This is a genomic window from Paraflavitalea sp. CAU 1676 (genome assembly GCF_029223285.1).
GTDB lineage: Bacteria > Bacteroidota > Bacteroidia > Chitinophagales > Chitinophagaceae > Paraflavitalea.
The window spans coordinates 726,281-750,120 of record NZ_JARHUJ010000002.1 but is presented as its reverse complement, the minus strand read 5'-3'; the positions used below and the strand labels follow the sequence as shown (position 1 = coordinate 750,120).

General features: G+C 50.1%; 20 protein-coding genes and 1 tRNA gene. 6 read left to right on the top strand and 15 right to left on the bottom strand.

All coding sequences use genetic code 11. The features are described 5' to 3' along the window. Positions 1-262 precede the first annotated feature (262 nt). Both P2H89_RS07660 and P2H89_RS07655 read right to left on the bottom strand, forming a co-directional pair. Positions 263-1,480, bottom strand: coding sequence for a site-specific integrase (locus P2H89_RS07660; protein ID WP_275826022.1), 1,218 nt, complete (start codon positions 1,478-1,480; stop codon positions 263-265). 262 nt (positions 1,481-1,742) lie between these two features. Further along, positions 1,743-1,827 (bottom strand) — tRNA-Ser (locus P2H89_RS07655). A 211-nt stretch (positions 1,828-2,038) separates the two neighbouring features. On the opposite strand from P2H89_RS07655, the gene P2H89_RS07650 reads away from it, so the two are divergent. Both P2H89_RS07650 and P2H89_RS07645 read left to right on the top strand, forming a co-directional pair. Then, positions 2,039-2,521 (top strand): MarR family transcriptional regulator, encoded by a 483-nt coding sequence (locus P2H89_RS07650; RefSeq protein WP_275826021.1) that lies wholly within the window; start codon positions 2,039-2,041, stop codon positions 2,519-2,521. Then, positions 2,518-3,024: a transposase gene (locus tag P2H89_RS07645; RefSeq protein ID WP_275826020.1), complete on the top strand. Its 507-nt coding sequence runs from the start codon at positions 2,518-2,520 to the stop codon at positions 3,022-3,024. The genes P2H89_RS07650 and P2H89_RS07645 overlap by 4 nt, the downstream gene beginning before the upstream one ends. Positions 3,025-3,072: 48 nt before the next feature. Here P2H89_RS07645 and P2H89_RS07640 read toward each other — a convergent pair whose 3' ends face one another. Next, positions 3,073-3,201 carry a hypothetical protein gene (locus P2H89_RS07640; RefSeq protein ID WP_275826019.1) on the bottom strand — a complete coding sequence of 43 codons (129 nt, stop codon included), beginning with the start codon at positions 3,199-3,201 and terminating at the stop codon, positions 3,073-3,075. A 92-nt stretch (positions 3,202-3,293) separates the two neighbouring features. Then, a complete protein-coding gene (locus tag P2H89_RS07635) occupies positions 3,294-4,400 on the bottom strand; it encodes a glycosyltransferase (protein ID WP_275826018.1) in 1,107 nt (368 codons plus the stop codon). 304 nt (positions 4,401-4,704) lie between these two features. On the opposite strand from P2H89_RS07635, the gene P2H89_RS07630 reads away from it, so the two are divergent. Together P2H89_RS07630 and P2H89_RS07625 are read left to right on the top strand one after the other, a co-directional pair. Next, a complete protein-coding gene (locus P2H89_RS07630; RefSeq protein ID WP_275826017.1) occupies positions 4,705-5,091 on the top strand; it encodes a hypothetical protein in 387 nt (128 codons plus the stop codon). A 551-nt stretch (positions 5,092-5,642) separates the two neighbouring features. Further along, positions 5,643-6,518 carry an OmpA family protein gene (locus P2H89_RS07625; RefSeq protein ID WP_275826016.1) on the top strand — a complete coding sequence of 292 codons (876 nt, stop codon included), beginning with the start codon at positions 5,643-5,645 and terminating at the stop codon, positions 6,516-6,518. Positions 6,519-6,672: 154 nt separating this feature from the next. Here P2H89_RS07625 and P2H89_RS07620 read toward each other — a convergent pair whose 3' ends face one another. The 5 genes from P2H89_RS07620 to P2H89_RS07600 all read right to left on the bottom strand — a co-directional run bounded on the left by P2H89_RS07620 (position 6,673) and on the right by P2H89_RS07600 (position 13,395). Then, a complete protein-coding gene (locus P2H89_RS07620; RefSeq protein ID WP_275826015.1) occupies positions 6,673-11,340 on the bottom strand; it encodes a serine protease in 4,668 nt (1,555 codons plus the stop codon). Beyond that, positions 11,316-11,636: a CU044_2847 family protein gene (locus P2H89_RS07615; RefSeq protein ID WP_275826014.1), complete on the bottom strand. Its 321-nt coding sequence runs from the start codon at positions 11,634-11,636 to the stop codon at positions 11,316-11,318. The genes P2H89_RS07620 and P2H89_RS07615 overlap by 25 nt, the downstream gene beginning before the upstream one ends. Before the next feature lie 295 nt (positions 11,637-11,931). Next, positions 11,932-12,354 carry a VOC family protein gene (locus tag P2H89_RS07610; protein WP_275826013.1) on the bottom strand — a complete coding sequence of 141 codons (423 nt, stop codon included), beginning with the start codon at positions 12,352-12,354 and terminating at the stop codon, positions 11,932-11,934. A 17-nt stretch (positions 12,355-12,371) separates the two neighbouring features. After that, on the bottom strand, positions 12,372-12,815 hold the full coding sequence (locus tag P2H89_RS07605) for a DUF1569 domain-containing protein (protein WP_275826012.1): 444 nt from the start codon (positions 12,813-12,815) through the stop codon (positions 12,372-12,374). Positions 12,816-12,972: 157 nt separating this feature from the next. Then, positions 12,973-13,395, bottom strand: coding sequence for an AraC family transcriptional regulator (locus P2H89_RS07600; protein ID WP_275826011.1), 423 nt, complete (start codon positions 13,393-13,395; stop codon positions 12,973-12,975). Between the two features lie 191 nt (positions 13,396-13,586). On the opposite strand from P2H89_RS07600, the gene P2H89_RS07595 reads away from it, so the two are divergent. Next, complete coding sequence (locus P2H89_RS07595; RefSeq protein WP_275826010.1) at positions 13,587-14,300, top strand: hypothetical protein; 714 nt, start codon at positions 13,587-13,589, stop codon at positions 14,298-14,300. 86 nt (positions 14,301-14,386) lie between these two features. Here the strand turns inward: P2H89_RS07595 and P2H89_RS07590 are convergent, their stop codons facing one another. Further along, a complete protein-coding gene (locus P2H89_RS07590; RefSeq protein ID WP_275826009.1) occupies positions 14,387-14,884 on the bottom strand; it encodes an SRPBCC domain-containing protein in 498 nt (165 codons plus the stop codon). Next, positions 14,881-15,201 (bottom strand): metalloregulator ArsR/SmtB family transcription factor, encoded by a 321-nt coding sequence (locus P2H89_RS07585; RefSeq protein ID WP_275826008.1) that lies wholly within the window; start codon positions 15,199-15,201, stop codon positions 14,881-14,883. The genes P2H89_RS07590 and P2H89_RS07585 overlap by 4 nt, the downstream gene beginning before the upstream one ends. A 190-nt stretch (positions 15,202-15,391) precedes the next feature. Between P2H89_RS07585 and P2H89_RS07580 the strand changes: the two genes are divergently transcribed. After that, positions 15,392-16,675: an amidohydrolase family protein gene (locus P2H89_RS07580; RefSeq protein WP_275826007.1), complete on the top strand. Its 1,284-nt coding sequence runs from the start codon at positions 15,392-15,394 to the stop codon at positions 16,673-16,675. A 108-nt stretch (positions 16,676-16,783) separates the two neighbouring features. On the opposite strand, the gene P2H89_RS07575 is transcribed toward P2H89_RS07580, so the two are convergent. Genes P2H89_RS07575 through P2H89_RS07560 form a run of 4 tightly spaced genes read right to left on the bottom strand, consistent with a single transcriptional unit; the run spans position 16,784 to position 23,827 of the window. After that, a complete protein-coding gene (locus P2H89_RS07575) occupies positions 16,784-18,979 on the bottom strand; it encodes an alpha-galactosidase (protein ID WP_275826006.1) in 2,196 nt (731 codons plus the stop codon). Between the two features lie 25 nt (positions 18,980-19,004). After that, entirely contained in the window at positions 19,005-21,401 is a 2,397-nt protein-coding gene (locus P2H89_RS07570) for a glycoside hydrolase family 95 protein (protein WP_275826005.1), read from the bottom strand. Positions 21,402-21,407: 6 nt separating this feature from the next. Next, entirely contained in the window at positions 21,408-22,616 is a 1,209-nt protein-coding gene (locus tag P2H89_RS07565; RefSeq protein WP_275826004.1) for a DUF4998 domain-containing protein, read from the bottom strand. A gap of 26 nt (positions 22,617-22,642) precedes the next feature. Next, a complete protein-coding gene (locus P2H89_RS07560) occupies positions 22,643-23,827 on the bottom strand; it encodes a DUF5000 domain-containing lipoprotein (protein ID WP_275826002.1) in 1,185 nt (394 codons plus the stop codon). Positions 23,828-23,840 lie beyond the last annotated feature (13 nt).

Here is a 23,840-nt window from a genome sequence, read left to right as displayed (position 1 = left end):
TCAATGTTAACTACGCCTGTATATGTGACGACTGAATCCTTGTTTTGGGCAATGGTGATAAAAGGGAAAAGCGAGCAAAATATTAGAAGCTTCATTGGACAAACATTTAGTCAGCAAATCTGGCGATTAATTGACTAACGGTAAATACCCTGATAACGGTATATAGAAGCAATAATATTGAGCGAAGTCAAATAAGACTGCTGTATCCGACCTGTTTCGGGTATGCCTTTGGATGTTTGCTAGTATTAGGCAATCTTATTTTCTACTTGAATTTTCCCTTCAACTTCATCATATCCTCACTCACCTTCCTATCCAAAATCTTCGCATACTGCTGAGTCGTCCGCAGGTTCCGGTGGCCGAGCATCTTTGAAACTGTTTCGATGGGTACCCCATTGCTAAGGGTAACGGTGGTGGCGAATGTATGCCGGGCTATATGGAAGGTCAGGTTCTTAGTGATGCCGGCCTGGTCGGCGATCTCTTTCAGGTAGGCGTTTGTCTTCTGGTTACTGAGTACCGGCAATAATCGATCCTGGTGCTGACATTGGGGATGGCCGTTGTATTGCTCCAGTATCTTCAGTGCAGGTGGCAGCAGGGGGATACGGGCGGAGATATCCGTTTTCTGCCGCTTGCTCAATAACCATTGCTCGCCGTCAACACCTATAAAGACCTCCGACCGCTTACTCTTGGCCACATCGACATAAGCAAGACCGGTATAACAGCTAAACAGGAAGATATCCCGTACAAGCCTTAGCCGTTCAGCCTTGAAGGTCAGGGCTGAGATAGCTTCCAGTTCAAACTCGGTGAGTGCGGTCCTTTCTACCTCTTTCTTTGTCATCTTAAACCCAACAAACGGGTCTTTCTGCAACCAGCCGTTCCGAAGACAGCGGTTGACGATCTTCCGAAAATTGGCGATATACTTAATAGCCGGGTTGTGACTGCACTTACGCACGCTCTTTAACCAGAACTCGTATTCCGTCACAAACTCGTAGTTGAGCTCGGTAATATCTATATCATCAATCTTGTATTTCCATTGTAGGAAAGCCCGGATATGCCGGAAGGCAGTTTGATACCGTTCCAGCGTTTTTCGGGAGAACTCCTGACCAACCAGTGCCGTCATCTGGTCATTGTGTTGCTGAAAGATTTCCAGCAGCATATACTTCTTCCTTTTGATCTCATCGCCCTGTAACAGTGCTTTGATGTTTTCTGCCGTGACCGGATCGTCCCGGTCAGCCAGTCGTTTGCGTATATCGTACACTTTCCGTTGGAGCACGTCCAGGTACGAATTGAGGGTTTTAGCGGCTTCCGTTCGGCCCTCCGCCCTACCCGCCTGGGCATTCCATTTGGTCGGGTCCCATTTCATTTTAGTACTTACGTCGCAGTAGGAGGCGTTGGTGGTGATCCGCATGTAAACAAAATACTGGCTGACGGTGGCCGTCTTGGGCTTCTTGATAAAGAAGATCAAACCGAAACTCTTTTCCATGATTTCACGTTTTTGTGTTTTGAAATTACACCAGAATGGTGCTGGTAAAATCGAGTTCAGTTCTTACAAAGTGTTAATAAACAGCCGTCTGCGTCAAGTTTAGCGCGTCTTTGTAAAGAGAGGTCAACGTACACGAATGACGCGCTGGAGTCTTGTCATAAAATGGAGTAAAATGCAGGAAGGGTTAAAAAGCAAAAAGCCTGCAAATCATTGATTTTGCAGGCTTTATTGCTTTAAGCTTATTTAACCTAATTGTTATCAGCGGAGAGAGAGGGATTCGAACCCCCGGACCTGTGACAGTCAACGGTTTTCAAGACCGCCGCATTCGACCGCTCTGCCATCTCTCCGCGGCAAAAGTAGTATTTGAATCATATCTACCAAAAATAATTACAGAAATAATTTTCTTTTCTATGATTTAGAAGGGATTAGCACGCAAAATTAACCTTTCACGACCCCTCGTTTTGGTCCACGAAATGCAGCCCCTATTTGGTTTATTCGTCGGTAAAGCATTATCTTAGTGGGTAAGATAATTAGCTGATAAGTTTAATCCCGAAAATAATGCAACCAGATAGTCAGGATACCATACAATCGCTCCGGGCAGCCAGTCGCACCTATTCCGACGCCTCCCTGCTCATGCACGAAGCCATCGCCCGCAAGGCCGGCCTCTCGGGCACCGACCACAAATACCTTGGCCTCATCATGCAGCAAGGGCAGGTAACGGCCGGGGAACTGGCCACACTAACCGGTCTCACTACCGGGGCCATTACCGGACTGGTAGATCGCCTCGTCAAGCTAAAGCTCGTCAAGCGACAGTACGATAAGCACGATCGCCGCAAGGTCTACATCGTGCCCCACAAAGAGAATATCCAAACCCTCCTGGAGCCGCTCTTTGTCCCCCTCCAGCAGCAAACCCTGGCTTTTTATGATACCTTCTCCGCCGATGAGCTGCAGGTCATCCTGCGCTACTTCAGCGGCGCCATCGACATCATGACCAATATCACCCAACAACTCAACGACACCACCCAATCTACACAGCCATGAATACATTAACCGCCTCCTACATCGCCCGCGGCGAAACCTGGTTACTCATCACTACCCTCGCCTACTTCCTCATGAACGGCGCCCAGCTCTTCGAAACGGCCGTCATCGTGCCCAAATGGTCACAGCATCCACCTGCCTCCCTGCACTATTTTAAAGCGCCCTACGACCTCGATCTAAAGACTTTCTGGATCATCATCCATTCCCTGCACGAAATCACCTTTATTCTCGCCATCGTCTTCTGCTGGCATATCGATCCCATCCGCAATTGGCTGCTCGTACTTTTCGCCATCCATTTCGCCGTGCGCGTATGGACCCTCACCTACTTCGCGCCCAACATCATCGCCTTCCAGGCCATCGCAAACGGAGCCCCGGAGCCCGCCGGCCTCGTCGCCAGGGCCCATCAATGGCGTTTCCTCAACTGTATCCGGGTAGGCATTTTCATAGCAGTCTCCTTCGGCTTACTGCCACTCTGCAGTACCATCATGCGTCTAAAAGCCGCCTGAGGCAACAGGTCATACAAACTCCCAAGCCGTCACAAAACCAGCCCTCCCTTACCCAGCCGCTTCCTGCTTCACGAAGTCTGCATACTCTGCCGGACTCATCAGGTCCTTGAGCTGACCGGGATGGGTGATCTGTATCCTTATGATCCAGCCGTCCCCGTATGGATCCGTGTTCACCATATCGGGCTCTTCCTTTCCTTGCCCTCCACCCGCATCCAGCCATGATCTTTGGTGTAAAGCAGATCGTCCGGGAAATGGTTCATCGTAAAGTTTTATGGCGTTCTACATAAAATGCTGGGCATCTTCCGGCCGCTCACCGCCGTCACCGCGCCTTCTCCAAATCCCTGCGCATTCACCATACAGGGCTCCTTCCGGTTCTGCAACAGGCGTTGCCGGCCAAGGTAACAGGAGCGGTGCAGTAACAATTGGTCCATCAGGCTGCCCGGCCCCAGCCGGTAATACAAGCGGCCGCCAGGGCTGCTAAATTGCTGGGCGATCCGGTATTCCAGGTCTTCAGGCTGCGGCCGGTTGTCGTCGCGCAGCGTTAGGCCCTTTTCATGAAGTAGGTAACGGCCGGTGTCAACGTGGTGCAGCCGCAAATTCGTGAGGATAGCCGGCGAACAATAAAGCGTTCCTGCATCTTCTATCCGGATCTGCGGTGCATGCAGCCGGTAATGTTCATAAGTATTGTCGGTGCGGAGGTAATACAGCTCCCATTCATGACGACCGATAGACGTGAGTAATAAATTGGCCAGCAACTTCCGGCTGATGCCGCCCGCCATGCGCAATTGATCCGTATGCGGAATGGCCTGCAGGAATTTGGTATTGCGGATCACCGCTTTGCGCAGGCCCGCGTGCATCATACGTTGCTTCAGGTCCTGGTCTTCGTAACCATAGTCTATAAAACCTTCATCATAGCCACGAAACCGGTAGTAGTCCTCCCGCCATAAACACAAACGGCCCTGCACATCCCACCACTTCTTGCCCGGTGCAATCCAGGGCGGCGCCAGGAAGATGGCCGGGTCTTTCCGGAACAGTTGATTCACGTACAACGCAAAACCATCGCCGGTATAATTGTCTGCATCGATGCTGCACAATATATCGCCGGTAGCCAGGCGGAAGGCCATGTTCTTCGCATGGCTCATTTTAAATACATCCGGAAAATCCGTGCGGTAATATTTAAGGAGGCCGGATTGCAGGTAGGCATCGAAATGCGTTTGCACCCAGTCGTGCATGTCGTCTTTCGATCCATAATTCAGCAAAACATATTCAAGGTGAGGATAGTGAAGATTGTCTTCGATATTACGCAGCAGCGTTGACTTCAGGTGCATAGTACGGTTCATGCATACCGTACAAAAAGAGATCTTGTGGTATTTCATAGTATGTTTATTGGATAACAGCGCAGCAGCTGTTTTGGGTAACATACGAAACACCCCATGAGCTTAGATGCGATTGTGGAAGAAAAATCGGGAGAGCAGAAATTTATTTAGAAAAAAAGCGGCAAGTGAATTTTGTATTAAGTTTTCTTCCTAAATTAGTATTGTCATTACCGACGCAACGTTCCCCACTGATTCGCGTTAATCTTATCTCTCCAACCAAATAGTGATATCGTACAGCAAGCGCCTTAACAGGTTGTTATTCCCATAGGGTCATGGTTATTCCATTAATCCATTAAACCATTGTATGAAATACGCGCTGGTACTGTTAATACTATTTGGATGCACCAAAGAATATGGCCACTATAGTGGTGGCTCAGTTGGTTCAGGCTCTGCTTCTTCTCCTTTGCCGGCACAATACCTGATCAATGTCCGGTTCTATTCTTCAGATTCGTTAATGGCAAAAAACTGTATGCTGCTCGTCAACGACGGCGCGGATATCCCTATCAGGTATGCCGAAAAAGCACCCCTGTGTACAGACAGTTTGTTTGAATACGTGCGCGTGTCCGCCGAAGCGGAATACGTATTCAAAGTAATGAACTACGACAGCAGCCAGGTCATCGACACCTTTCATTTTTCCAGGCCAAAGAACTCACCCAATTGTGTGGTCTGGAACTTAAAACGAAAATGGTAAAATGTTTATAGCCCTAAGGGGTTTAATGGGAGAAAGGGCGGACGTATCAACGTTGCGCCCTATTTTTTTGCCCGTTACTACAGCTTCCTTCCCCGCCTAACGCTCAAACTTCCACGTGAACGACCATCGATCCATCAGTCGGAAGCTCACCTTCTTTTGTTCCATATTTTCTACAACAAGGGGCTTTGACAAGAAGGGTATTTTTTTGACGGATCGCAAAATAAGCAAAAGCGGTAAGCATCAGCGGGCGCAATCGATTCACTAAAATGCCACAGCGCCTTCTTTAAGGAGATTTTAATAACACGGGGCTAATGAATTAGCAATCAGTAGGCTCTGTCCGCTATTCGCGATATACGGGCATCGTTACGGTGCCGCAGTCGCGGCCGCCAACCCTGCCAAATGTTCCTAAAAGCATACAAATTGGCCAGCCGCTCTTTAACACTCGGCCGGCTGCTGGCACAAAAAAAGTATCTTCTCTGTCATCAATCGACTACACCCCTTGCTCCAGCCGCAGAATGGTCCTAAGCTTTTGTTACTTAAACCATTTTAATATGAGAATAATTCGTTTGTCAGTAGGCCTGCTCATGCTGGCCATGGTAGGCACGGGATGTATCAGCAAAAAGAAATATGATGCGTTGAGCAAAGATCACGAAACCCTGCGGGCTTCCAGTGCATCGGCCAATAGCAACCTGCAAACCTGCCAGCAGAACCTCGCAGCCGCCACCACCCGCGTATCCAGCCTCGAAGAGCAGATCGCCCAGGGTAAAGCGGCCATCACTGCCCTCCAGGCCTCGCTGGAGAAATGTCTCTCCGGCGCCAACCAGGGCAATGTCAATATCTCCAAACTGGTCGATGAGATCACCGCCTCCAACAAGTATATCCAGCACCTCGTGAATACCAAGAACAAGAGCGACTCGCTCAACATGGTGCTCACCAACAACCTCACCCGCTCCTTGAGCCGCGAAGAGCTGAGCGGTGTAGATGTGCAGGTATTGAAAGGAGTGGTCTATGTATCGCTGGCCGATAACATGCTCTACAAATCGGGCAGTTATGAAATATCCGATAAAGCCGGCGCTACGCTGGCCAAGATTGCCAAGATCATCATGGATTACAAAGACTATGATGTGCTCATTGAAGGTAATACCGACAATGTGCCCATATCCAAGCCCAATATCCGCAACAACTGGGATCTCAGTACCCTGCGCGCCTCTTCGGTGGTGCAGGCCCTGCAAAACCAGTATGGGGTAGATCCCAAGCGCCTCACCGCCGGTGGCCGGGGCGAATACAACCCCGTAGCGGATAACAATACGGAAGACGGCAAGAACAAGAACCGCCGTACGCAGATCATCATTACGCCCAAGCTCGATCAGTTCATGGAGCTGATAGGCCAGGCGCCCAAGACCGACGGCACCACGCCGCAACAGTGATTTTGATTGGTAGCAAATAGCTTTCCGGTCACTCGGTGCGAAAACCCGGTAGTGCATCAGAAAGCAGTGAACAGGCGCAGGAGGATGAGACCTGCGCCTTTCTTTTTGGCCGGGTGCTGGCTGTATATAGCGGGCCATTTTCTGAAGAGGAGTATTAATCACGGCCGGCATAGTCTGGACCGTAAAATTGTGCATCCAGCAAGTTGACAATATCACGATCTTGTGCCTTCTTAAACCAGTCGAAGAGAGCAGGCAGGCTTGTGTAGATATCCACTTTATTGCCTTTTGTGATTAGATCCAGCCAACCATGGCATATAGTCAGGGCGACGGATCTATCCAGCTGTTCTATCCGTTCCAATAGAAGCCGGTAAAAGTGCAAACGATTGTTGGCGAACAGGGTATTTTCAGCTTTTTTTACAATACTTAGTACATCTTCTTTTCTGCATAGCAAGGACATTCGTCCCAGGGTCTTGGCAAGTAATCTATCCGCGCCGGATACACTGGCAAGAGATTGAATAGCCATTTCAATATCTCCCAATTCTGTAAAACGAACGGCAATGGCTGACGTCAGTATGTAACGATCGGTAGCGGAAGACAACTTTCGAGCAATGCTATGATTCAAGAAAACGAGATCATCGTGGTCAAGCATTTTGCATAGATAGGCAATAGAATCCGCTCGTAACAGCCCTTTTCTCCAATATTCCGTATTGACAATCTGTTCCTTATACTTCGCACGCGAAGTCGCGTCTAAAAAACGCAAGGTGTCTGACAGGTTAGAAGCATAGTACTCAATAGTACTGCTTGTTGGATCCAGGCCGATCAGGTCCACATACAAAGTTTCAAACTCATTCAACTGTTCTGGGTAATGAGTCGCGGCAAGCGCCTGGAGTCTTGTATCAGGCTCAACCACATAAGACATCAAGCGCTCGATCCGTACCTTGTTATCCTGCTCCTTAGATTGCGAAAAACATTGTATGGCCCAAAGTGCTGGTAGATCAAACGAGGGAGAGGTGGTCGCTATAGCAATTTTTTCTACCATGGCGTCATTCCCCCGGCTGATCAAACTATTAAAGAACTTGCGTACAATCAGGTGCTTTTCTTCGTGCCCGCTACGAGCGATCACGTAAGCCAGCTCAGCCAGGGTGTCTGCGTCATTGCAATCCTCCGTTGGTAAATAAGCCGAAATCCCGTCCAGCACCTCCATAGCCGGCCACCATTTGTCGGGAATACTTTCCATGGTCGAGATTAAGATATGAGTGATTAATTCCCAGGTCTTATCTGGTGTGCCACCTACTAGCAAGCAGGCAACGTCAATCCTGGCACTCAATTCGCCGATCTCGTTAAGCCGGTCTATATTGTCGGCAAATGTCCACTTCCCGGCACTGTAGGCATCGAGAACGAGGCGCCCGCGCAACCACTCCTCCCGGGAAAAGGAAACATTCAGCAACTGCAGAGACAAACTCGCTAGTCTCGGACTGAAGGAGGCGTACCGCTCCAGAACCGGACCGATGATTCGATCCCTGAGCTCATTTCTCCAGGTGGATTGAGACTTAAGCAAAACTTCACATTCCTCAATGGATAGGTAAGGCGCAATGCCCGCAATAGGTCTGTCAATATACCAGTCATCCTTATCGGTTTGAAGGATCTTTCTTACGCCAGCCGCAGTAAATCCACTGCGGCCCAGAAGATCAAAAAAAGTTTTCCTATCATTAATAGAGGGCATTTTTTCAAACGCTCCAATATTTTCAATTATCTGGTCTTTGTACCTTTTCTTCAATGCCTGGTCTTCAATAAAAGGGTAGCAGGCGAGGATACCCAGAATCTGTTCGTCAGATTTCAGTTTTTCGATAGCCGGCTCAATCAAAGGCAGCATCGGTGGTGTCAGGAAACCCCGTGAGAATATTAAATAATCATCAGCGTACATTTTTACCTTTCCCCTCGACATTTCTCGTAGCACCCGGGTCATGTACTCAAACAATTCAGCTTCTGGGATAAATGGAAATAGATATCCAAGGTATTGAGTGTCGTAGGCCGTATCGAAGCTTTTCGAATCGAAAGGAGTGCCTGTTTTCTCAGATATCCATGCGATTATGTTCTCTCTAATGGATTGGTACTCCTCCTCTGTTAGTTTTTGGCGTTGATCGATACCTGTTTTCTGAGCGTAAGGAATAAATTCCTTTGTAAATAAATCAACAAGGCTTGACAGAAAGTGTCCACCTAGTTCTTCAGTGTTTGAGAAGGCAGTCGTTATGGCGTCACCTCTTTGATCGGCCGGTAAAGCTGCCGCTAATCCCAAATAGCCAAATGACTTTCTCTCAGGCTCCGCTAGTTTTGATAATACAGTTATCGCTTCGTTCAAACGCTCTTCTTTTCCAAGCCGTTTCATCCAGGCGTAAGTAGCCATCGCAGCCCCATAATCTCCGTTTGGGTCTAATACTACCTGCTCTGCTAACACGGCAGCTTTTTCGAGCTTACTGGTTTCAATAAGTTCAAAAAGCACTTCCAAAAACAGCCCCCTGTTGTAAGGATGTTCAACACGCGCGATAAAATTCAACACTTTATCTGTTGACCATAGCTGGTATTTTAAAAGTGATCCTAAAAGGCCTGGCTTTATGTTATCTTCTTCAAATAGGGCATTGGATAGCAGCGAAGCACATTGAATTGTTTTATCCAGTTTGTCGGCGACATTACTTTTGTTGACCAGTTGAAGATCATGAGCCTTTAGCCTTTCATATACGATTGTAATATCGCGAGAATAGCCTCCGTAACTATCATCGATAGTTTTCCAACCGCTTTCCCATCCAGTGTGCAACAATTCCTCAAACCGTTCGATGGGCGCGTCGGCGCGTAACAAATGAAGCGCAAGATTACGGATCATATACGCAGGAGGTGGCGAACTGCCGGGACTGGAAAGTGATGTAATTACTTCGGAACCCCAGTCGAGGAATCTGTCTTCGTATCTCTTGAGATCATCGTAACGGCGCAGTTTATTGACGAGGAATTCGCTGAATTTTGGATGGCTTATCGTTAAAGCCTTCCCGTTTTGAGTTCGCAGCACGAAACGCCCAAGAACAGCGATCATTTCATCCAAACCGTATCCGTCAATGTTCGCATCGTAGCGGCGCACCAGCGCACTGAATTCTTTAATCGAAATCGGAGAAAACAAAAGGGCCAGGCTATGTAGAATAAAATTTGCTGTAGGAGCCATCTGGTTGATCTTCTTCCCCCAAAGTTGTTCCTGTTCACGCCACCACCGGTTAAAAAAACCTTCAAGCCCGGGCTCCAGCGCATCGAGTTTAAGGGAATCAATCGTCGTTTTTTTAGCTATTAGTTCTTCCAGTATCAGCCCCAGGGTCAATGGATCACCCCCAGTCAGTTGAAACAAGTCATGATAAAGTTTTTGCCCCCCCTTCTTACTGACTGAAATGGCGCCGGTTTCCTCCAACGCATCCTTCAATTTTTGAATAGTCAAAGGAGCAAGCTGAAAATGCTTCGCGTTGTCTGTCTTCTCCCAGCCAAGGCATTCAAGCCATTGGCGACCGGCTCTGCCGGCCATATCCCTGGCAGAAAGAAGGACCTTAATGTCGGGCGAGCAATTAAGCGGGAACATGCTTGCGTTCACATCCCAACCGGCAGCTTCATCAAGGCCGTCCATAATGAGCAGTACTTTTGTTTGATACCGCTGGTTGGACCAGATCAGGCGGGAGAATTGCCTTATGTATTCTCTCGTGGTATTGGTTGCCGTATTAGCCTGGGTATTTAATGCATGCAACCTGTCCAGGATATAAGCGAAAACCCTTTCTTCCGTGTTAAAATCAAAACGGATTGAAATTGGTACAAAAATGATGGTTAGCGCAGTGCGTTCGCCGGTTTCGATGCTTTTTTGCAAGTTCATCAGCCAATGCACAAGTAAGGCTGATTTTCCATGACCTGCGGGACCTGTATACAATGAATACGGCGATTCGGCAACATCGTCCAGCCAGGTATCCAACCCGAGTAATTCTTCCTTTCTTCCACCGAATGGCGTTGGTTTACATGGATCGCCTGTATAAGAATAAATGAAATTTTCAATGATGAGTTGGGCGTTCGAATAAAGGATATCATCCCTGGGAACCGTTGGCGAAGGGACTATTTCGCGTAGCGATTTGTAGGTAGTCAACGCCGTATTCCAAAGACTTACCAGTTCTGCCGGCGCTTTTCCAAAGCCTTCAATTTGCGATAGGCGTTCCAGTAATAGACTGGTTGGAATAGCCCAGCCGCCCAATGCATCGTTTCGATTCCGGGATTCCGTCATAATGCCGATGCATTGCCCCGTTCTGAGCGAGATAACAGGTGACCCGCTGAATCCCGGCATGATCTGGGTATTTTTTATTTTATGGAACCCGTGGGGATATCTGACAGGATCGGGTGCCCCGGTCAGCGCTTCATATTCGCCATAAAAACCATCTGATCGTTGCTGATTGTCATACACTGGATACCCATATCCAAATACCTTGTCGCCGGCCAGTACATCGGTACCAATTATCAATGAAATCTTTGATCGATATTCTTTTACTGAAAGCAAGCAATAGTCCTCATCATCGTCGCGGGAAAGTTCGATGACGGTTGCTTCGAATTCTCTGTCAGCGTCTTTAGGTTGAATGAATACTACATCTCCCTTTACTTTGTTATCGGGAATTACATGCGCGCAGGTCAACACCAAAGCAGGTGCAACAAAACAGCCTGTGCCTCTTTTCCCGTTAACCAACTTGACACAGCAGAATGCCAGTAGTTCGGTGATGGGGCCAGATAGGTTACCTACTCCTTGGTTTTCTTTGTCCACTCTAAGGTGATTTTCAGATTGGCTTTCCCATCCGCATTGCATAACAAAGCCAGTAGCTTTCCAGACTTAATGGATGCCTCAACGCCAAACTCAACTGCGAATTTATCGGGACTTATTTCCTTAAGCGTATCAACGATCGTAGTACTGATCGAACGGATGGACCTGGTAAGGTCCGACATCGATATCACTCCTAAATCAGCTACCTTTTCCCGGCCATCTGTTGCAGTAACTTCCATCAGGAATTCTTCACCGTTGTCAAGTACTACGGTGACAACTTCTGTGTTTCGGTCGTTCATTTGATTGTTTTTAGTGCGGGAGGGAGAACGGTTAATTCAATCTAAATGTAAGATCTTTTCAGGTTATTATTATTGGAATGACGGACTGAAAAACCGAAAAGCTAAGGGTTGAAAGTCCGCTCCCTCCATACACGGAGCTTAAAGGTCCTGGAAGAACTACTCAGCACTTGATTTTTGTCAATACATATTTTGTCTTCGCCAGCATGGTGGCAACCCTAAGCGCAATGGAACCCGGCACCCTGTGTCGCTTATTGACACATAATCAGTGCCCGCGAACGTGAGAGAACGGTAGTTTCTATTTATGCAGCTGCGCCAGCGAAAACCAGTTGCCGCTATCGTCTTTGAACAACGCCTCGGTGCCATAGAACTCCTTCTTCGGCGGTTTCATAAAGTGAACGCCCTTGGCTTTTAACTCTTCATAAGTAGCATAAATATCATCGCAGGTAAGCACGCCGCAACCAAATGTACCTTTCTTCACCAGGTCGCGCAGGGTGTCGGCCGTTTCTTTGGTATACCACATGCCTTCGGTGATGGGGGTAAGGTTGATCTCCAGCTCCGGCTGTTGCGGCGGCGCCACCGTGAGCCAGCGAAAGCCATTGCCCACCGGCACCAGCGGCACATCGGTAACGACCTTAAAGCCCAGTTTGTTGATGTAGAAATCGTACGCACTGTTTTGATCCAATACGTATACACTGAAATGGGTAACCCGGGTGATCATGTTGAAGGTATTTATCGTTAAGCATTGAATTGCCGCAGGTGATGATCGCAATGTTTATAGGCGAGATAGCCAACCTGTTCACGCGTCATCTTGCCAAAGAACGGATGCGCAAAACCGTTGATGTCCCAATGGGCATACACGCGGAGGCGCTCGATCCAGGCCGCTTTCTGGGTTTCCACATCGCCGTTGCCGGTGATCTTCAGTTCGGCGATGGTGGGGGTATTGTGCCGCAGCGGGCTCTCATCTTTCAGCATACTGCGCAGGGCCACCCGGCCAAAGAGCCTACCCAGCAATACTTGCTTATAAGGCCGGTTGCTTTGCACCATTTCTTCCCATAAGGTACAATGTTTCAGCATCTGGTACACGTTCATTTTACCCCATTGGCGGGTATTGTGTGCCTTCAATTGCGAGATGCGGTGGATGAGTGCCTGCCGCGTAGCTTCATCAAAAATGGTTTGCATGGCGTTTTAACACAAAGAAAGCCGCTTGGCCCACGCCTCGTTTCTCAAAAATTGCTGTTTTCAGGAACCGCCACAAGTGGCCACTCCTCACAGCCACCCACGCTGCCGCGGGCAATGCTCCCTCGCGGGCGACTAACCACCCACAAGTGACCACCCTTCAGAGCCATCCGCTCTGGCGCGCAAAACAAGCCGGTATAAAACTAAACGGAGAAGCCTCCACCTGTAACCGCAGGGTTTCGTGTTGCAGGCGGTACGCCTGTGGGGTGATGCCGGTCAGGCGCTTGAACAAAGTGCTGAAGCTACCCAGGCTCTCAAAGCCGCAAAGGTAACAGGCTGCCGTAACGGTTGCGCCCGTCTTCAACAGGTCCTGCGCCTTGTCGATGCGCACGTGCATCAGGTATTGATGGGGTGTTTTGAAGTAGATGCTTTTAAACTGGCGGATGAAATGGAACTTGGAGCTGTACACTTCGCCGGCAATCTGGTCCAGGTCGATGGCATCGGCATAATGCGTATCGATATACAGTTTGGCCTGCACCAACCGGCGGTAAAGAAATATACGCGGATATTGCTCTTCGGGCATCGGCGGGTGTTTCCGTAAAGGTACGAATAGCGCGCCAACATGGCACGAAAAGGAGTTGTCCGCCGCGGTACTCCTGCAGGGCAGCCTCAAAAGACCTTTCGGGCCCCATTTGTCAATCTAACGGGCAAACACTATATTGGGAAACCATCCCGGATAGGTGCAACCGCCGGGAGGCAGAAACCCTTCGTTACATGAGAAAATTAACCCTCACACCCCTGGTGCTATTCCTCATTGTTGGCCAATGGTGCATGAGCTCGGCCTGTTCCCTCACGGTGAAACGGGATGAACCAGCCGCAGCGAAAGCGCCACCCGAAAAGCCACTGCCCCCTTACCAGCAAGCCGCACTCGATAAACTACAATACATCAACGGCGATTTTGGGTACACCCTGCTCGATACGGCGCGCTACCACGAAAGCGATAGTTTTAAGATATTCAGGCCCTACGCCATGGATCCCCGGTCCTGCATCACCCGTACCATACACGATGGGTATATGACCTACCTCTTCTGGACCTGGGCACGGCACATAGAGCCGGGCACAGACCCACTTAAAAAATACACCCTGTACCTGGAATACCAAACGCCCGTCGTTGGTTATGAAAGCGACAGCCTCTTCGACGTAAATGGCGATCACGAGCTTGATCTGCTGGTGAGGACCTACTCAGTGAATGGCAATTGCCAGGCAGGATTTGCCAGCCTGTTTTTATATTTAGGCGACGTCACCGGAGAGTTCACCGAAATGGAGGAAATAAAGGACCTGTACAATCCGGTCTTCGATACGCGGGCAGGCACCATCACCGGTAGATGGAATTGTAAAATGTATACCGATTCCTATAAGGTAAAATGGGTGGATACATACCGCCTCGATACAGTGTATACTAAGTCAACGCCCATCAAAAACGAGTAAAATTAAGCGCCCCCCCGCCCCCAAAAGAAAAAGTCCCCCACGTAGGGAGGACTTTGTTGTGATCATGGCTATTGAAACACAAAATGCTATTGCTTGTCGAAGATCTCGTCGAGGTTGCTGAGTGCCATAGCAAATCCTTGCTCGAAACCCATCTCGAGTATCTTTTGCATACCGGCTTCATCGGGGAAGGTAATATCGATCGTCACGGTGGTGCCTTCGGATGTCTCGGCAAAACTTACCACCCAGTCCATGCGGGGAAACTCGGTATTGATAACACCGTTTTCGTCACAGAACGCATCAATGGCCGTAAAGCGTTTGTGCTTGTCGATCTTTTTATAGCTCACGAAAGCCCAGTGTCTTTCACCGGCTGGTCCCACCATCGCATACACCCATTTACCGCCTTCCTTAAAATCCATGCTCTTGGTTTCAGCCTTCCAGGGCTTGGGCGCCCACCAAAGGTCCAGGATACTACTTTCGGTAAAAGCACTCCACACCTGTTCCAATGGCGCATCATATTCCTTGATGGCAACGATCTTGTTGGCATTCACGTCTTTGGTGTACTGCACCTCTTTGTTGATAATCATGACTTTTTAGGTTTTATGTTTTTCAATACAGTTTCTAACTGGTTCAAACGGGATTCCCACAGTTGACGGAAAGGTTCTAACCAATCGGCTATTTGTTTCATTTTCTTAGGATTGAAGTGATAATATATTTCGCGTCCGGATAACTCTTGTTTTATAAGCCCCACTTCTGCCAGCACCTTGATATGCTTCGATACAGCCTGCCTGCTGGTATCAAAATGTTGTGCCAGCGCATTCGGCGTCATGGCCTGGGTCATCATAAGGGTCAGAATGGCGCGGCGGGTGGGGTCGGCAATGGCCTGGAATACATCTTTTTTCATCGTGTTCTGCTTTAATATGCAACTCGCTGGTTGCAAATATACATGCAACCTGCGGGTTGCGCAAATGTTTTGTGGGGGTTGATTGCGACCTTATAGCGGGGTGTTTGCGAAGCGGAGTGATGCACAATATTTTACAGTCAGAATTCCCTTTTTCCTATTTTCGCGGCACTCAATTCATTAAATCGATCCCATGTTCAAATCAGGCTATTCCTTGCTCTGTATCTTACTGCTCTCCTTGTATTCACTGGCACAGTCGCCCACCGGTGATACCTACCTGCTCAAGGCAGGCAAAATATTCGACGCCGAAAAAGGAGTATTCCTCACCAACCAGGCCATCTATGTGCAGGGCGGCACCATCAAAGGCGTAGGCGCCAACCTGTCCGTGCCCAAAGGCACCCCCGAGTTTAATGTACCACAAGCCACCATCACACCCGGCCTCATCGATGCCCATACCCACCTGCTCACGGTACAACGCCTCGATGACAACCTCGCCACCGATGCCTTGCTCCACAGCAGCGAATACCGCGTATTGCGCGCCGCGGGCTTGGCACGTAGCTACCTCGAGGCAGGTTTCACCACCGTTCGCGATCTCGGCAACTCCGGCCAGTACCTCGATGTAGAAGTCGCCAAAGCGATCAACCGTGGGTTTATCCCGGGGCCACGCATGTTGACTTCCGGACCTATCATCAGCGCCATGGACGGACAGTTTTACCAATTGCCTTTTAAAGACCAGGAGCGCATTACGAAGCTGGAATACCGCGTCGTGAATGGCGCACAGGATGCCGCCCTCGCCGTGAAAGAACATGCCAACAACGGGGTAAGCGTCATTAAGGTCGTAGTATTTGGCGAACGCATGGGGGTAAGCGCCGAAGAAATGAAAGCCATCGTGCAAACCGCCCACAGCCACCGGCTCAAAGTAACCGCACATGCTACATCCGATAACGATATCAACCTTGCCCTCGAAGCCGGTGCAGACGGCATCGAACATGGCTATTATATGGCCGATAGTATCCTGGAGAAAATGGCAAAGAAAGGGGTATACCTGGTGCCCACCGATCCCTCTACGCACAGCATCATCGAGGTAGAAGAAGCACGCCATATACAAAAACACGATACGGCGCAGATCAAGAGCATGTTGGCTCCCCTCTCCGACCGCTTAAAGCGGGCACAGCAAAAAGGCGTCCTGATCGTAGCAGGCTCCGATGCGTACTTTGAGGTAAGATCCACCAGGGGCAATGCAGCCAAACAAACATTGATAGCCTATCTCGAAGAAGGGTTGTCTCCAGCAACGATCCTGCAAACTGCCACCTGGAATGCCGCCAAAGCGCTCGACCTCGGCAACCAAATAGGGGCACTCCGCACCGGCGCCAAAGCCGACCTGGTCATCTTCAACGGCGACCTGGAAAAGGATTTCCAGAAAGCACTCTTCGATGTGAAATGGGTCATCAAAGACGGTAAACTGGTAAAGCAATAATAGATCGCTTGTAAATAAAAGTGCCAGCCGCCGCATAAGATCAGGTGGTTTCCAACAAAAAAGCCGGCTCCCCCAGGAACCGGCTTTGCCTTTCGTAAATTACATACTTTAGTCTACTGCTTTGATTTCTATCACCACACTGTTGCGACCTTGCTTCACATCGGGGTTAAAACCCACCGTCATTAAAAACTCACCACTATAGCTTTTGCTGCTATCGATGCCGGAACTGGTGCCGGGAAACACATTCACTTCTTTCAGGGTATAACGTTTTTTTGCATCCAGTCCTTTTAAACGGATGGGCAGCACGCTACCTGCTTCGTACCGGTTATTTACCAGGTAATTGAAAACAACGCCACGGCTGCGCGCCTCATTCAAATACAACAGGGAGGCCACATCATGGTCGGCCGGGCTCTGCAGCCTGTATTGATCACCCTGCCAGATCACCGGCTTCAGCGACTCATAGGTCTTCAACGCCTCCTGGCAAAACTGCAGGTCTTTCTCCTTCAAATGACTCACTACGATATCAAAACCCAGCTTCCCCATCATCGCCACATCCGTACGGAATTTGATCGGCTGCTTGCCCCAGTCAGTCACATGGGCCGACATGCTCACAGAAGGATAGAAGTAAGAATACTCCCACTGCATAAAGATGCGCTCCAGCGGGTCGGTATTGTCACTGGGCCAAAACTCCGTAAAGTATTGCAAGGCGGCATAATCCACCCGGCCGCCCCCACCCGAGCACAACATCATCGGCACCGTGGGATATTTAGCACGCAGGCGTTTCAGTACATTGTACAAGCCCTGCACGTATTGTACATAGAAATGCGATTGATTGCCCAGCTTCGCAGCATGTGCATTATAGATAACTGCATTACAATCCCACTTGATATACGCCAGCGCAGGGTTCTTCGTAAACAGGTTATCAACCACGCCAAACACAAAGTCCTGCACCGCCGGGTTGCTCAGGTCGAGCACCAACTGGTTGCGGAAATAATGCTCCGGCCGGCTCACCTGCTTCACCACCCAATCGGGGTGTTGCTCGTAGAGTTCACTTTTGGGGTTCACCATTTCAGGTTCTACCCAAATGCCGAACTTCACCTGGTTCTGCTGTGCCTCCTGCACCAGTGTGGCGATACCGTTGGGCAGTTTCTTTTTGTTCTCGCCCCAGTCGCCCAGGCCCGCATTGTCGTTGTTGCGCGGATACTTGTTGGCAAACCAGCCGTCGTCGAGCAGGAAGAGGTCAACGCCCAGCTTACGGGTATCTTTCAGTAGCTCCTTAAGCTTGTTTTCATTAAAGTCGAAATAAGTAGCCTCCCAATTATTGAGCAGCGTAAGACGCGTACCCTTACCATCTAATATTTTATAGTTGCGGGCCCAGTTGTGCAGCTGACGGCTGGCGGCGCCTTTGCCTTTAGTAGATAATACAGAAAGGAAGGCAGGTGTGGTGAACACTTCGCCAGGTTGCAAGGTATAGGGCGATGCATAATTGTTGATGCCCGCCATAATGCGCAGGTTATCGCGGTTGTCGAGCTCCAGGTCTACCCGGAAATTACCGCTCCATTCCAGCGCGCCATACAATACCGTGCCTTCATCTTCGGTGGCCGGTTTATCGAGCGACACCATGAAAACAGAGGGCTGAAACAGGTTGGCCCTTGTACCCAGTTTACTATCGACGGTTTTGATGCCATGTGTCAGTTTCGCCTCTTCGGGTTGCATTTCACGGGCCCAGTCGCCATGGTACTGGCGCAGCCAATAACTGCTGGCCTTGAGGTACAAACCGGCAGAAGCATATTTGTGCAAAGTCACTTTGCCCTTTTCGTTGTGTTTGATCTCGCTCCACTGTTCGGTCACATCTTCATTGAACCAGCTCTTGCAAAACAAGGTTACTTCGAAATTATAGACAGGATCTTTGAGGTAGATGCTCAGCAGGCTGGTATTGTTGTCGAGTTGCTTGGATTCATGCCGCACATATTGCAGGTCGAGCGAGTTGTTGCCATCCACATGCGTCACCGACAAAGCCGGTTCAAACAGGTTGCGGGTGCCCGACGTGGCATAGGCCGCATTGGCCACACCGCTGTAATCGCTGGTCTGCTTGTACATGCCAGTCGCAAGGGCATATTCGTTTTTGTCCTGCAGACGGGCGCCCATATACACGATGCCTACATTCCGGTTGGCGTCTGCCTGGAATACGAGGGCATTGTTGCGGGTCTCCACGGGTATCGTTACGGTCTGTGCCCTCGCCCCCTGGGCAAGGAAAAATAAAGCGGTACTAAAGATCCATCCGGTTGCGCGCGTTCGTTTCATGGTACGAGGAGTTCTGATATAAGTTCTAAAGATTGGTTGATTGTTTGGTCTTAACGGTGAGCAGCTGGCCGTTCACTTTCACTGGCACAATTTGCGCTACAGGCGATGTAAGGGAATAGCTGGTTACCTTACCTGCTTTCCAGGCAAAGCTCACCGTGATATTGCCCCGGGCCTTCATGCCCTTCACAAAACCTTCGGGCTTCCAGGCATCAGGAATAGCGGGTATCAGGTTGATAAATCCTTCATGGCTTTGCAGCAGCATCTCGGCAATACCGGCGCCGGCGCCAAAATTGCCATCTATCTGGAAAGGCGGACCCGCACTCAGCAAATTCGGATATACGCCACCGCCGGCGCCGTAGTTGATATCCGTTTTGCGCGTAGGTTTCATGATTTCGCGAAACAGTTTGTACGCACGGTTGCCATCGTGCAGGCGGGCCCAAAAGAGTTGTTTGTAGGCGATCGCCCAGCTCGGACCATCATCTCCCCGCACATTGAGCGATTTACGGCAGGCATCTGCCAGCGCAGGGGTTTGGGAAGGGGTGATCAGGTTAGCCGGGTAAAGGCCGTATAAATGCGAAATATGACGGTGTTCTTTGTCGGTCTCCTGGTAGTTCTCCAGCCACTCCATCAGGCGGCCATCGGGCGCAATACGGCCAGCGGGAGGTATCTGCACCAGTTTCGCCACCAGTTGATCGCGGAAGTCCGCGTCGATGCCCAACGTGTTGGCCGCTTCGATCACATTGGTGAACAGCTCGCGGATGATCTGGTTGTCGATGGTAGCGCCCATGCAAATGCTCACATGTTTGCCGCTGCCATCAGGCATAAAGAAAGAGTTTTCGGGCGATGAAGAGGGCGAGGTCACCATATATCCCGTCTTCGGATCCTTAATCAGGATGGCCGCATAGAATTGCGCCGATCCTTTCAGCACCGGGTAAATTTTCTTCAAATAGTTTTTATCGTGGGTAAACGCATAATGGTCCCAGAGGTTATTGCACAGCCAGCCCGAGCCCGATTTCGAAACACCCCAGGAAGCGCTTTCGCCCGGCTCCGTAAACATCCACGGGTTGGTGATCACGTGTGCGATCCAGCCATCGGCATTGTAATAGGCTTTGGCCGTTTTTTCACCATGCGGCACCAGGCTGCTCACGAGTTCGGCCAGTGGCAGGTTGAGTTCGGAGAGATTACCCGGCTCAACGCCCCAATGGTTCATCTGCACGTTCACATCGAGGTGATAATCGCCATTCCACGGCGTGCGGATCTGGTGCGCCCACAACCCTTGTAAATTGGGCGGCAACAAACCTACCCGCGTACTGCTGATGGTGAGGTAACGGCTGAACTGGTAGAACAGCACAGTTAAATCATTATCGGGTGTAGTGGCGTTGTAGAATTTTTCGAGTCTTTTGTTGGTGGGCATCTCGTAGCGGGGACCGGGACCCAGGTAAATAGAAGTGCGGGCAAAGAGTTGCCGGTACTGGCGCCAGTGTTTGTCAAACTGTACTTTATAGTTTCCGGCCAGGGCCCTGGTCAGCAACCGGCGGGCTTGTTGACGAAAGTCATGGTCTTTGAAACTGGTTTTGTTCGAAATATAAATAAGAACTTCATCGGCACTGTCAACCAACAGCTTATTGTCGAGGCTACGCAGCCGGCCACCGCTTTGGCGAATACCAATGGCAGCCAGGTATTCCATCCCCTTACCATCCGTACCATTGTCCAGTTGGCCATACATCTCCAGGGTGTTATTTATGGTCGTGACCGTGCCTTTCTCTTCGCGGCTCAACCCCACGGCGAGGCTGATGGCGCGCCGCTTATCAGCCTTGATGCGAATAATACCTACATCATCACTAAAGCTGGTAAAATAGTCACGTTCATATTTTACGCCGTCCAATTTGAATTCGGTACGGGCTATCGCATGGTTCAGGAACAAAGTCCGGATATAAAGCCCGCGCTCCTGGGCGGCATTGCTATTGCCATAGCGGTATTGAATACTGAGCTTACCCAACGTTTGAAAACAACCAAAAGGCTCGGCGCCCGAACCCTTACCCGTACAAATGAAATCCTTATCGATCAGCGCCTGCGCCTGGTCGTTCTTCCCATCCAGCAACAACTGCTGAATTTCGGGCAGTTTCTTATAGGCGGCGTAATTATTGGCATCCTGCGGCGCCCCACTCCACAGCGTAATATCATTCAGTACGATATTTTCTTCCACCACCCCGCCATCGGGCATCATACCCAACCGGCCATTGCCCAATGGCAAAGTCTCTTCCCATTGCTTAGCCGGTTTATCATACCAAAGCCGCAGGCGCGAGGCAACCGGGTCAACCGGCTGCCCCGGCTTTTGCTGCGCCTGGTTGTTAAAGGGCAGGAATACAAAAAAGGCTAAAACAAAAACACCAAACTTTTTAAAACCATTACAACGCATCATCCTATATTAATTCACAATATACAATCTCAAACTATTCAAACGGGTCGCTTCACCCTGGTCGCTCATATACAAAAGCATACCGATCGAAAGCGTCGTCTTCTGTGTCAGTTCAAACTGGGTATCCCACCACCAGCCGCCTTCCAGCTTGCCGTAGGAGATCGCTGCACCCAGGTTGTCGATATTGGGCAATCCACCGGCACCAGGCACTGCCATCAGGTACACATCATTGCGGTTGCTGCGGTGCCACCAGTCTACCGAACCCTCAAACTTATATTTGCCCGGAGGCAGCGTAACCACCTGGTGTATCTTACCGTTCTGGATAGCACCTGCCCCCCAGCCTGCTTCGAAATAGATCTTCGGGTCGCCACCGATATCCGTACCGCCATAACCGTTGTGGTTCTTCGCGGCACTATTAGTGATCCAATCACGCATATTGGCCCAGCGGCTGCCATCATTGCCTGCATTGGCAATCGGCTTGATGCTGTTGAGCAGCGATACTTCCGTAAAGGCACCCAGGGTTTTGGCCGCTACGCGGAACGTATCGATCCCTACCGCTTCGGGCAGGTACAGGGTTTTATAACTAAGGGCTTGCTTGATACCAACATTGGGCACCGTCGTTTCCTGGTCCTGCAGTTTTACCGGCACGATGGTATCGCGTTGTTTGTTATCGCCATCCTGGTAAATGATCTGCATGCCAAACACGCCAACATACGCATCCACATTGGCCCATTTGATCACGGCCGATCCATCCTGCAGGTACTTCGTGCTCAGCACCACGCGGTTACCCCGCTGGTCGACCGAGCTTTGAAAGCTGGCGCCATACACATTGCCCGTTACGATCATCGGGATCGATTTATTACCCTTGGCATCATACGTGCGGAGGGTAAAGGTAATGGGCCCTTCGGGCAGATTCGGCACCACTTGTTTGATGGTATCCACCTCGCCCGAGCGGGTCATAGTCGTTTCGAGCGAGTCGCGCCCGCTGTTCCAGAACACGCGGTACCTGGTTACTTTTGGATCGCCTTTCAATATACCCGTGATCATGGCGCGGTTATTACCCGCAATCACTTTCAGCGAGTCGAAGGTCGAGGGATAAGTGATCTCTCCGCCTTCGGCGAATTTCTTGTATTCGTCCATTTTCTGGCAGGCGCCAATGCCCAGAATAGCCAGGGCGGCGGCGCTGCAGATCGTTATATTGGCAATAGTTCGTTTCATGAACCTGTTTTTAAATTGTTAATGAATTACTCCGTCGCCCACACATTCATATTCTGTATCACGATGAAATAAGAGCCGATCCAGTTTTGCAGGCACTTGATGCGCAGGTACCGGTACTTCGGCGTATCCTCGCTGAAGTCGAAGGTAAAACCGGAAGCCCCGGCTGCAGCGTCCGCACTGGTTTCCTGGCCAAGCGGCAATCCCGAAGGTTTGATCACCTCGAAGGTTTGGATCTTGGTCCATTTGCTCCAGTCTCCATCACGCGTAGGCTCATTGGCGCCATACACTTCAAAGCGGCGCGGACTACCCTTTGCATAATACAGACTGCCTTCACGGCGGGTCAGCAGGTTAAAGCGTGTCAGCTTCACCGGCTGAGGGCCAACGCTCCAGGTAATGGTCGTAGGTACACCCGAACTCTCATCCGTATAAGTACAGGGCCATTCGTTGTTCAGCAAACCCTGCCACATCATTTCTACCGTGGTATTGAACGACATCTTGGTATCGTTGTCGCACACGAACGACGAGTAGCCGCTGCGAGGCAACAATACTTCCTTGGCTGGTGTAAGGTTCAGGTACAAAGTATCGGTGGTGTTGAGCCAGCGGTCGCGCACAAAGAAGGCAAACTTCTTTTGCACCGGCGTCAAACCACGGATACTCGTAGCGATGATCGAATCGCTGGTATAGATATTGTCGAGCGAGATGAAATCGCCCTTGCTCAGCGAATCCATCAGCGGCACGATCACCACATTGCCGCGGAACTTGTTGAGCGATTTGATGCGGATACCACCAGCCGTAGCCGTCACCTGCAGGTTGCGGTACACCAGTTGGATGGGCGACACCAGCGGCTCAACGGTAACATCAACAGGAGCCGATGCTACTTCGCTTTTATTCACCGCTATCAGTTGTACCGTGTGCTTTAAGGTATCAGAGAAACCATCTACCCGCAACGCATTCGTATAGGTAGAGGCTTTCACTTCGCGTTTGGTGCCATTGGCCAGGGTGTACATCGCTTTAACGTACAGCAGGTCCTGGTCGGCCGGCATGGTGTACGTGATGGTCGCAGCCCCGTTTTCGTTCGTCACTTTCACATTACTCACCAGGCCAGGAGGATTGGAATTGTTTTCCTTGATGCCATTTTCTTCTTCCTTGGTGCAGCTCCACAGGCCGGTCACCGCGCAGAAGGTGGAGAGGATCAGTAATTGCTTTTTCATATCTGTCTGTTTG

Excerpts from the sequence above, each read along its gene's own strand:
- P2H89_RS07635 (WP_275826018.1), bottom strand. The coding sequence starts at position 4,400 with ATGAAATACCACAAGATCTCTTTTTGTACGGTATGCATGAACCGTACT.
- P2H89_RS07585 (WP_275826008.1), bottom strand. The coding sequence starts at position 15,201 with ATGAAAAAAGATGTATTCCAGGCCATTGCCGACCCCACCCGCCGCGCC.
- P2H89_RS07640 (WP_275826019.1), bottom strand. The coding sequence starts at position 3,201 with ATGGTGAACACGGATCCATACGGGGACGGCTGGATCATAAGGATACAG.
- P2H89_RS07650 (WP_275826021.1), top strand. The coding sequence starts at position 2,039 with ATGCAACCAGATAGTCAGGATACCATACAATCGCTCCGGGCAGCCAGT.
- P2H89_RS07615 (WP_275826014.1), bottom strand. The coding sequence starts at position 11,636 with ATGAACGACCGAAACACAGAAGTTGTCACCGTAGTACTTGACAACGGT.
- P2H89_RS07610 (WP_275826013.1), bottom strand. The coding sequence starts at position 12,354 with ATGATCACCCGGGTTACCCATTTCAGTGTATACGTATTGGATCAAAAC.
- P2H89_RS07595 (WP_275826010.1), top strand. The coding sequence starts at position 13,587 with ATGAGAAAATTAACCCTCACACCCCTGGTGCTATTCCTCATTGTTGGC.
- P2H89_RS07570 (WP_275826005.1), bottom strand. The coding sequence starts at position 21,401 with ATGATGCGTTGTAATGGTTTTAAAAAGTTTGGTGTTTTTGTTTTAGCC.
- P2H89_RS07660 (WP_275826022.1), bottom strand. The coding sequence starts at position 1,480 with ATGGAAAAGAGTTTCGGTTTGATCTTCTTTATCAAGAAGCCCAAGACG.
- P2H89_RS07605 (WP_275826012.1), bottom strand. The coding sequence starts at position 12,815 with ATGCAAACCATTTTTGATGAAGCTACGCGGCAGGCACTCATCCACCGC.
- P2H89_RS07590 (WP_275826009.1), bottom strand. The coding sequence starts at position 14,884 with ATGATTATCAACAAAGAGGTGCAGTACACCAAAGACGTGAATGCCAAC.
- P2H89_RS07575 (WP_275826006.1), bottom strand. The coding sequence starts at position 18,979 with ATGAAACGAACGCGCGCAACCGGATGGATCTTTAGTACCGCTTTATTT.
- P2H89_RS07600 (WP_275826011.1), bottom strand. The coding sequence starts at position 13,395 with ATGCCCGAAGAGCAATATCCGCGTATATTTCTTTACCGCCGGTTGGTG.
- P2H89_RS07645 (WP_275826020.1), top strand. The coding sequence starts at position 2,518 with ATGAATACATTAACCGCCTCCTACATCGCCCGCGGCGAAACCTGGTTA.
- P2H89_RS07560 (WP_275826002.1), bottom strand. The coding sequence starts at position 23,827 with ATGAAAAAGCAATTACTGATCCTCTCCACCTTCTGCGCGGTGACCGGC.
- P2H89_RS07565 (WP_275826004.1), bottom strand. The coding sequence starts at position 22,616 with ATGAAACGAACTATTGCCAATATAACGATCTGCAGCGCCGCCGCCCTG.
- P2H89_RS07630 (WP_275826017.1), top strand. The coding sequence starts at position 4,705 with ATGAAATACGCGCTGGTACTGTTAATACTATTTGGATGCACCAAAGAA.
- P2H89_RS07625 (WP_275826016.1), top strand. The coding sequence starts at position 5,643 with ATGAGAATAATTCGTTTGTCAGTAGGCCTGCTCATGCTGGCCATGGTA.
- P2H89_RS07580 (WP_275826007.1), top strand. The coding sequence starts at position 15,392 with ATGTTCAAATCAGGCTATTCCTTGCTCTGTATCTTACTGCTCTCCTTG.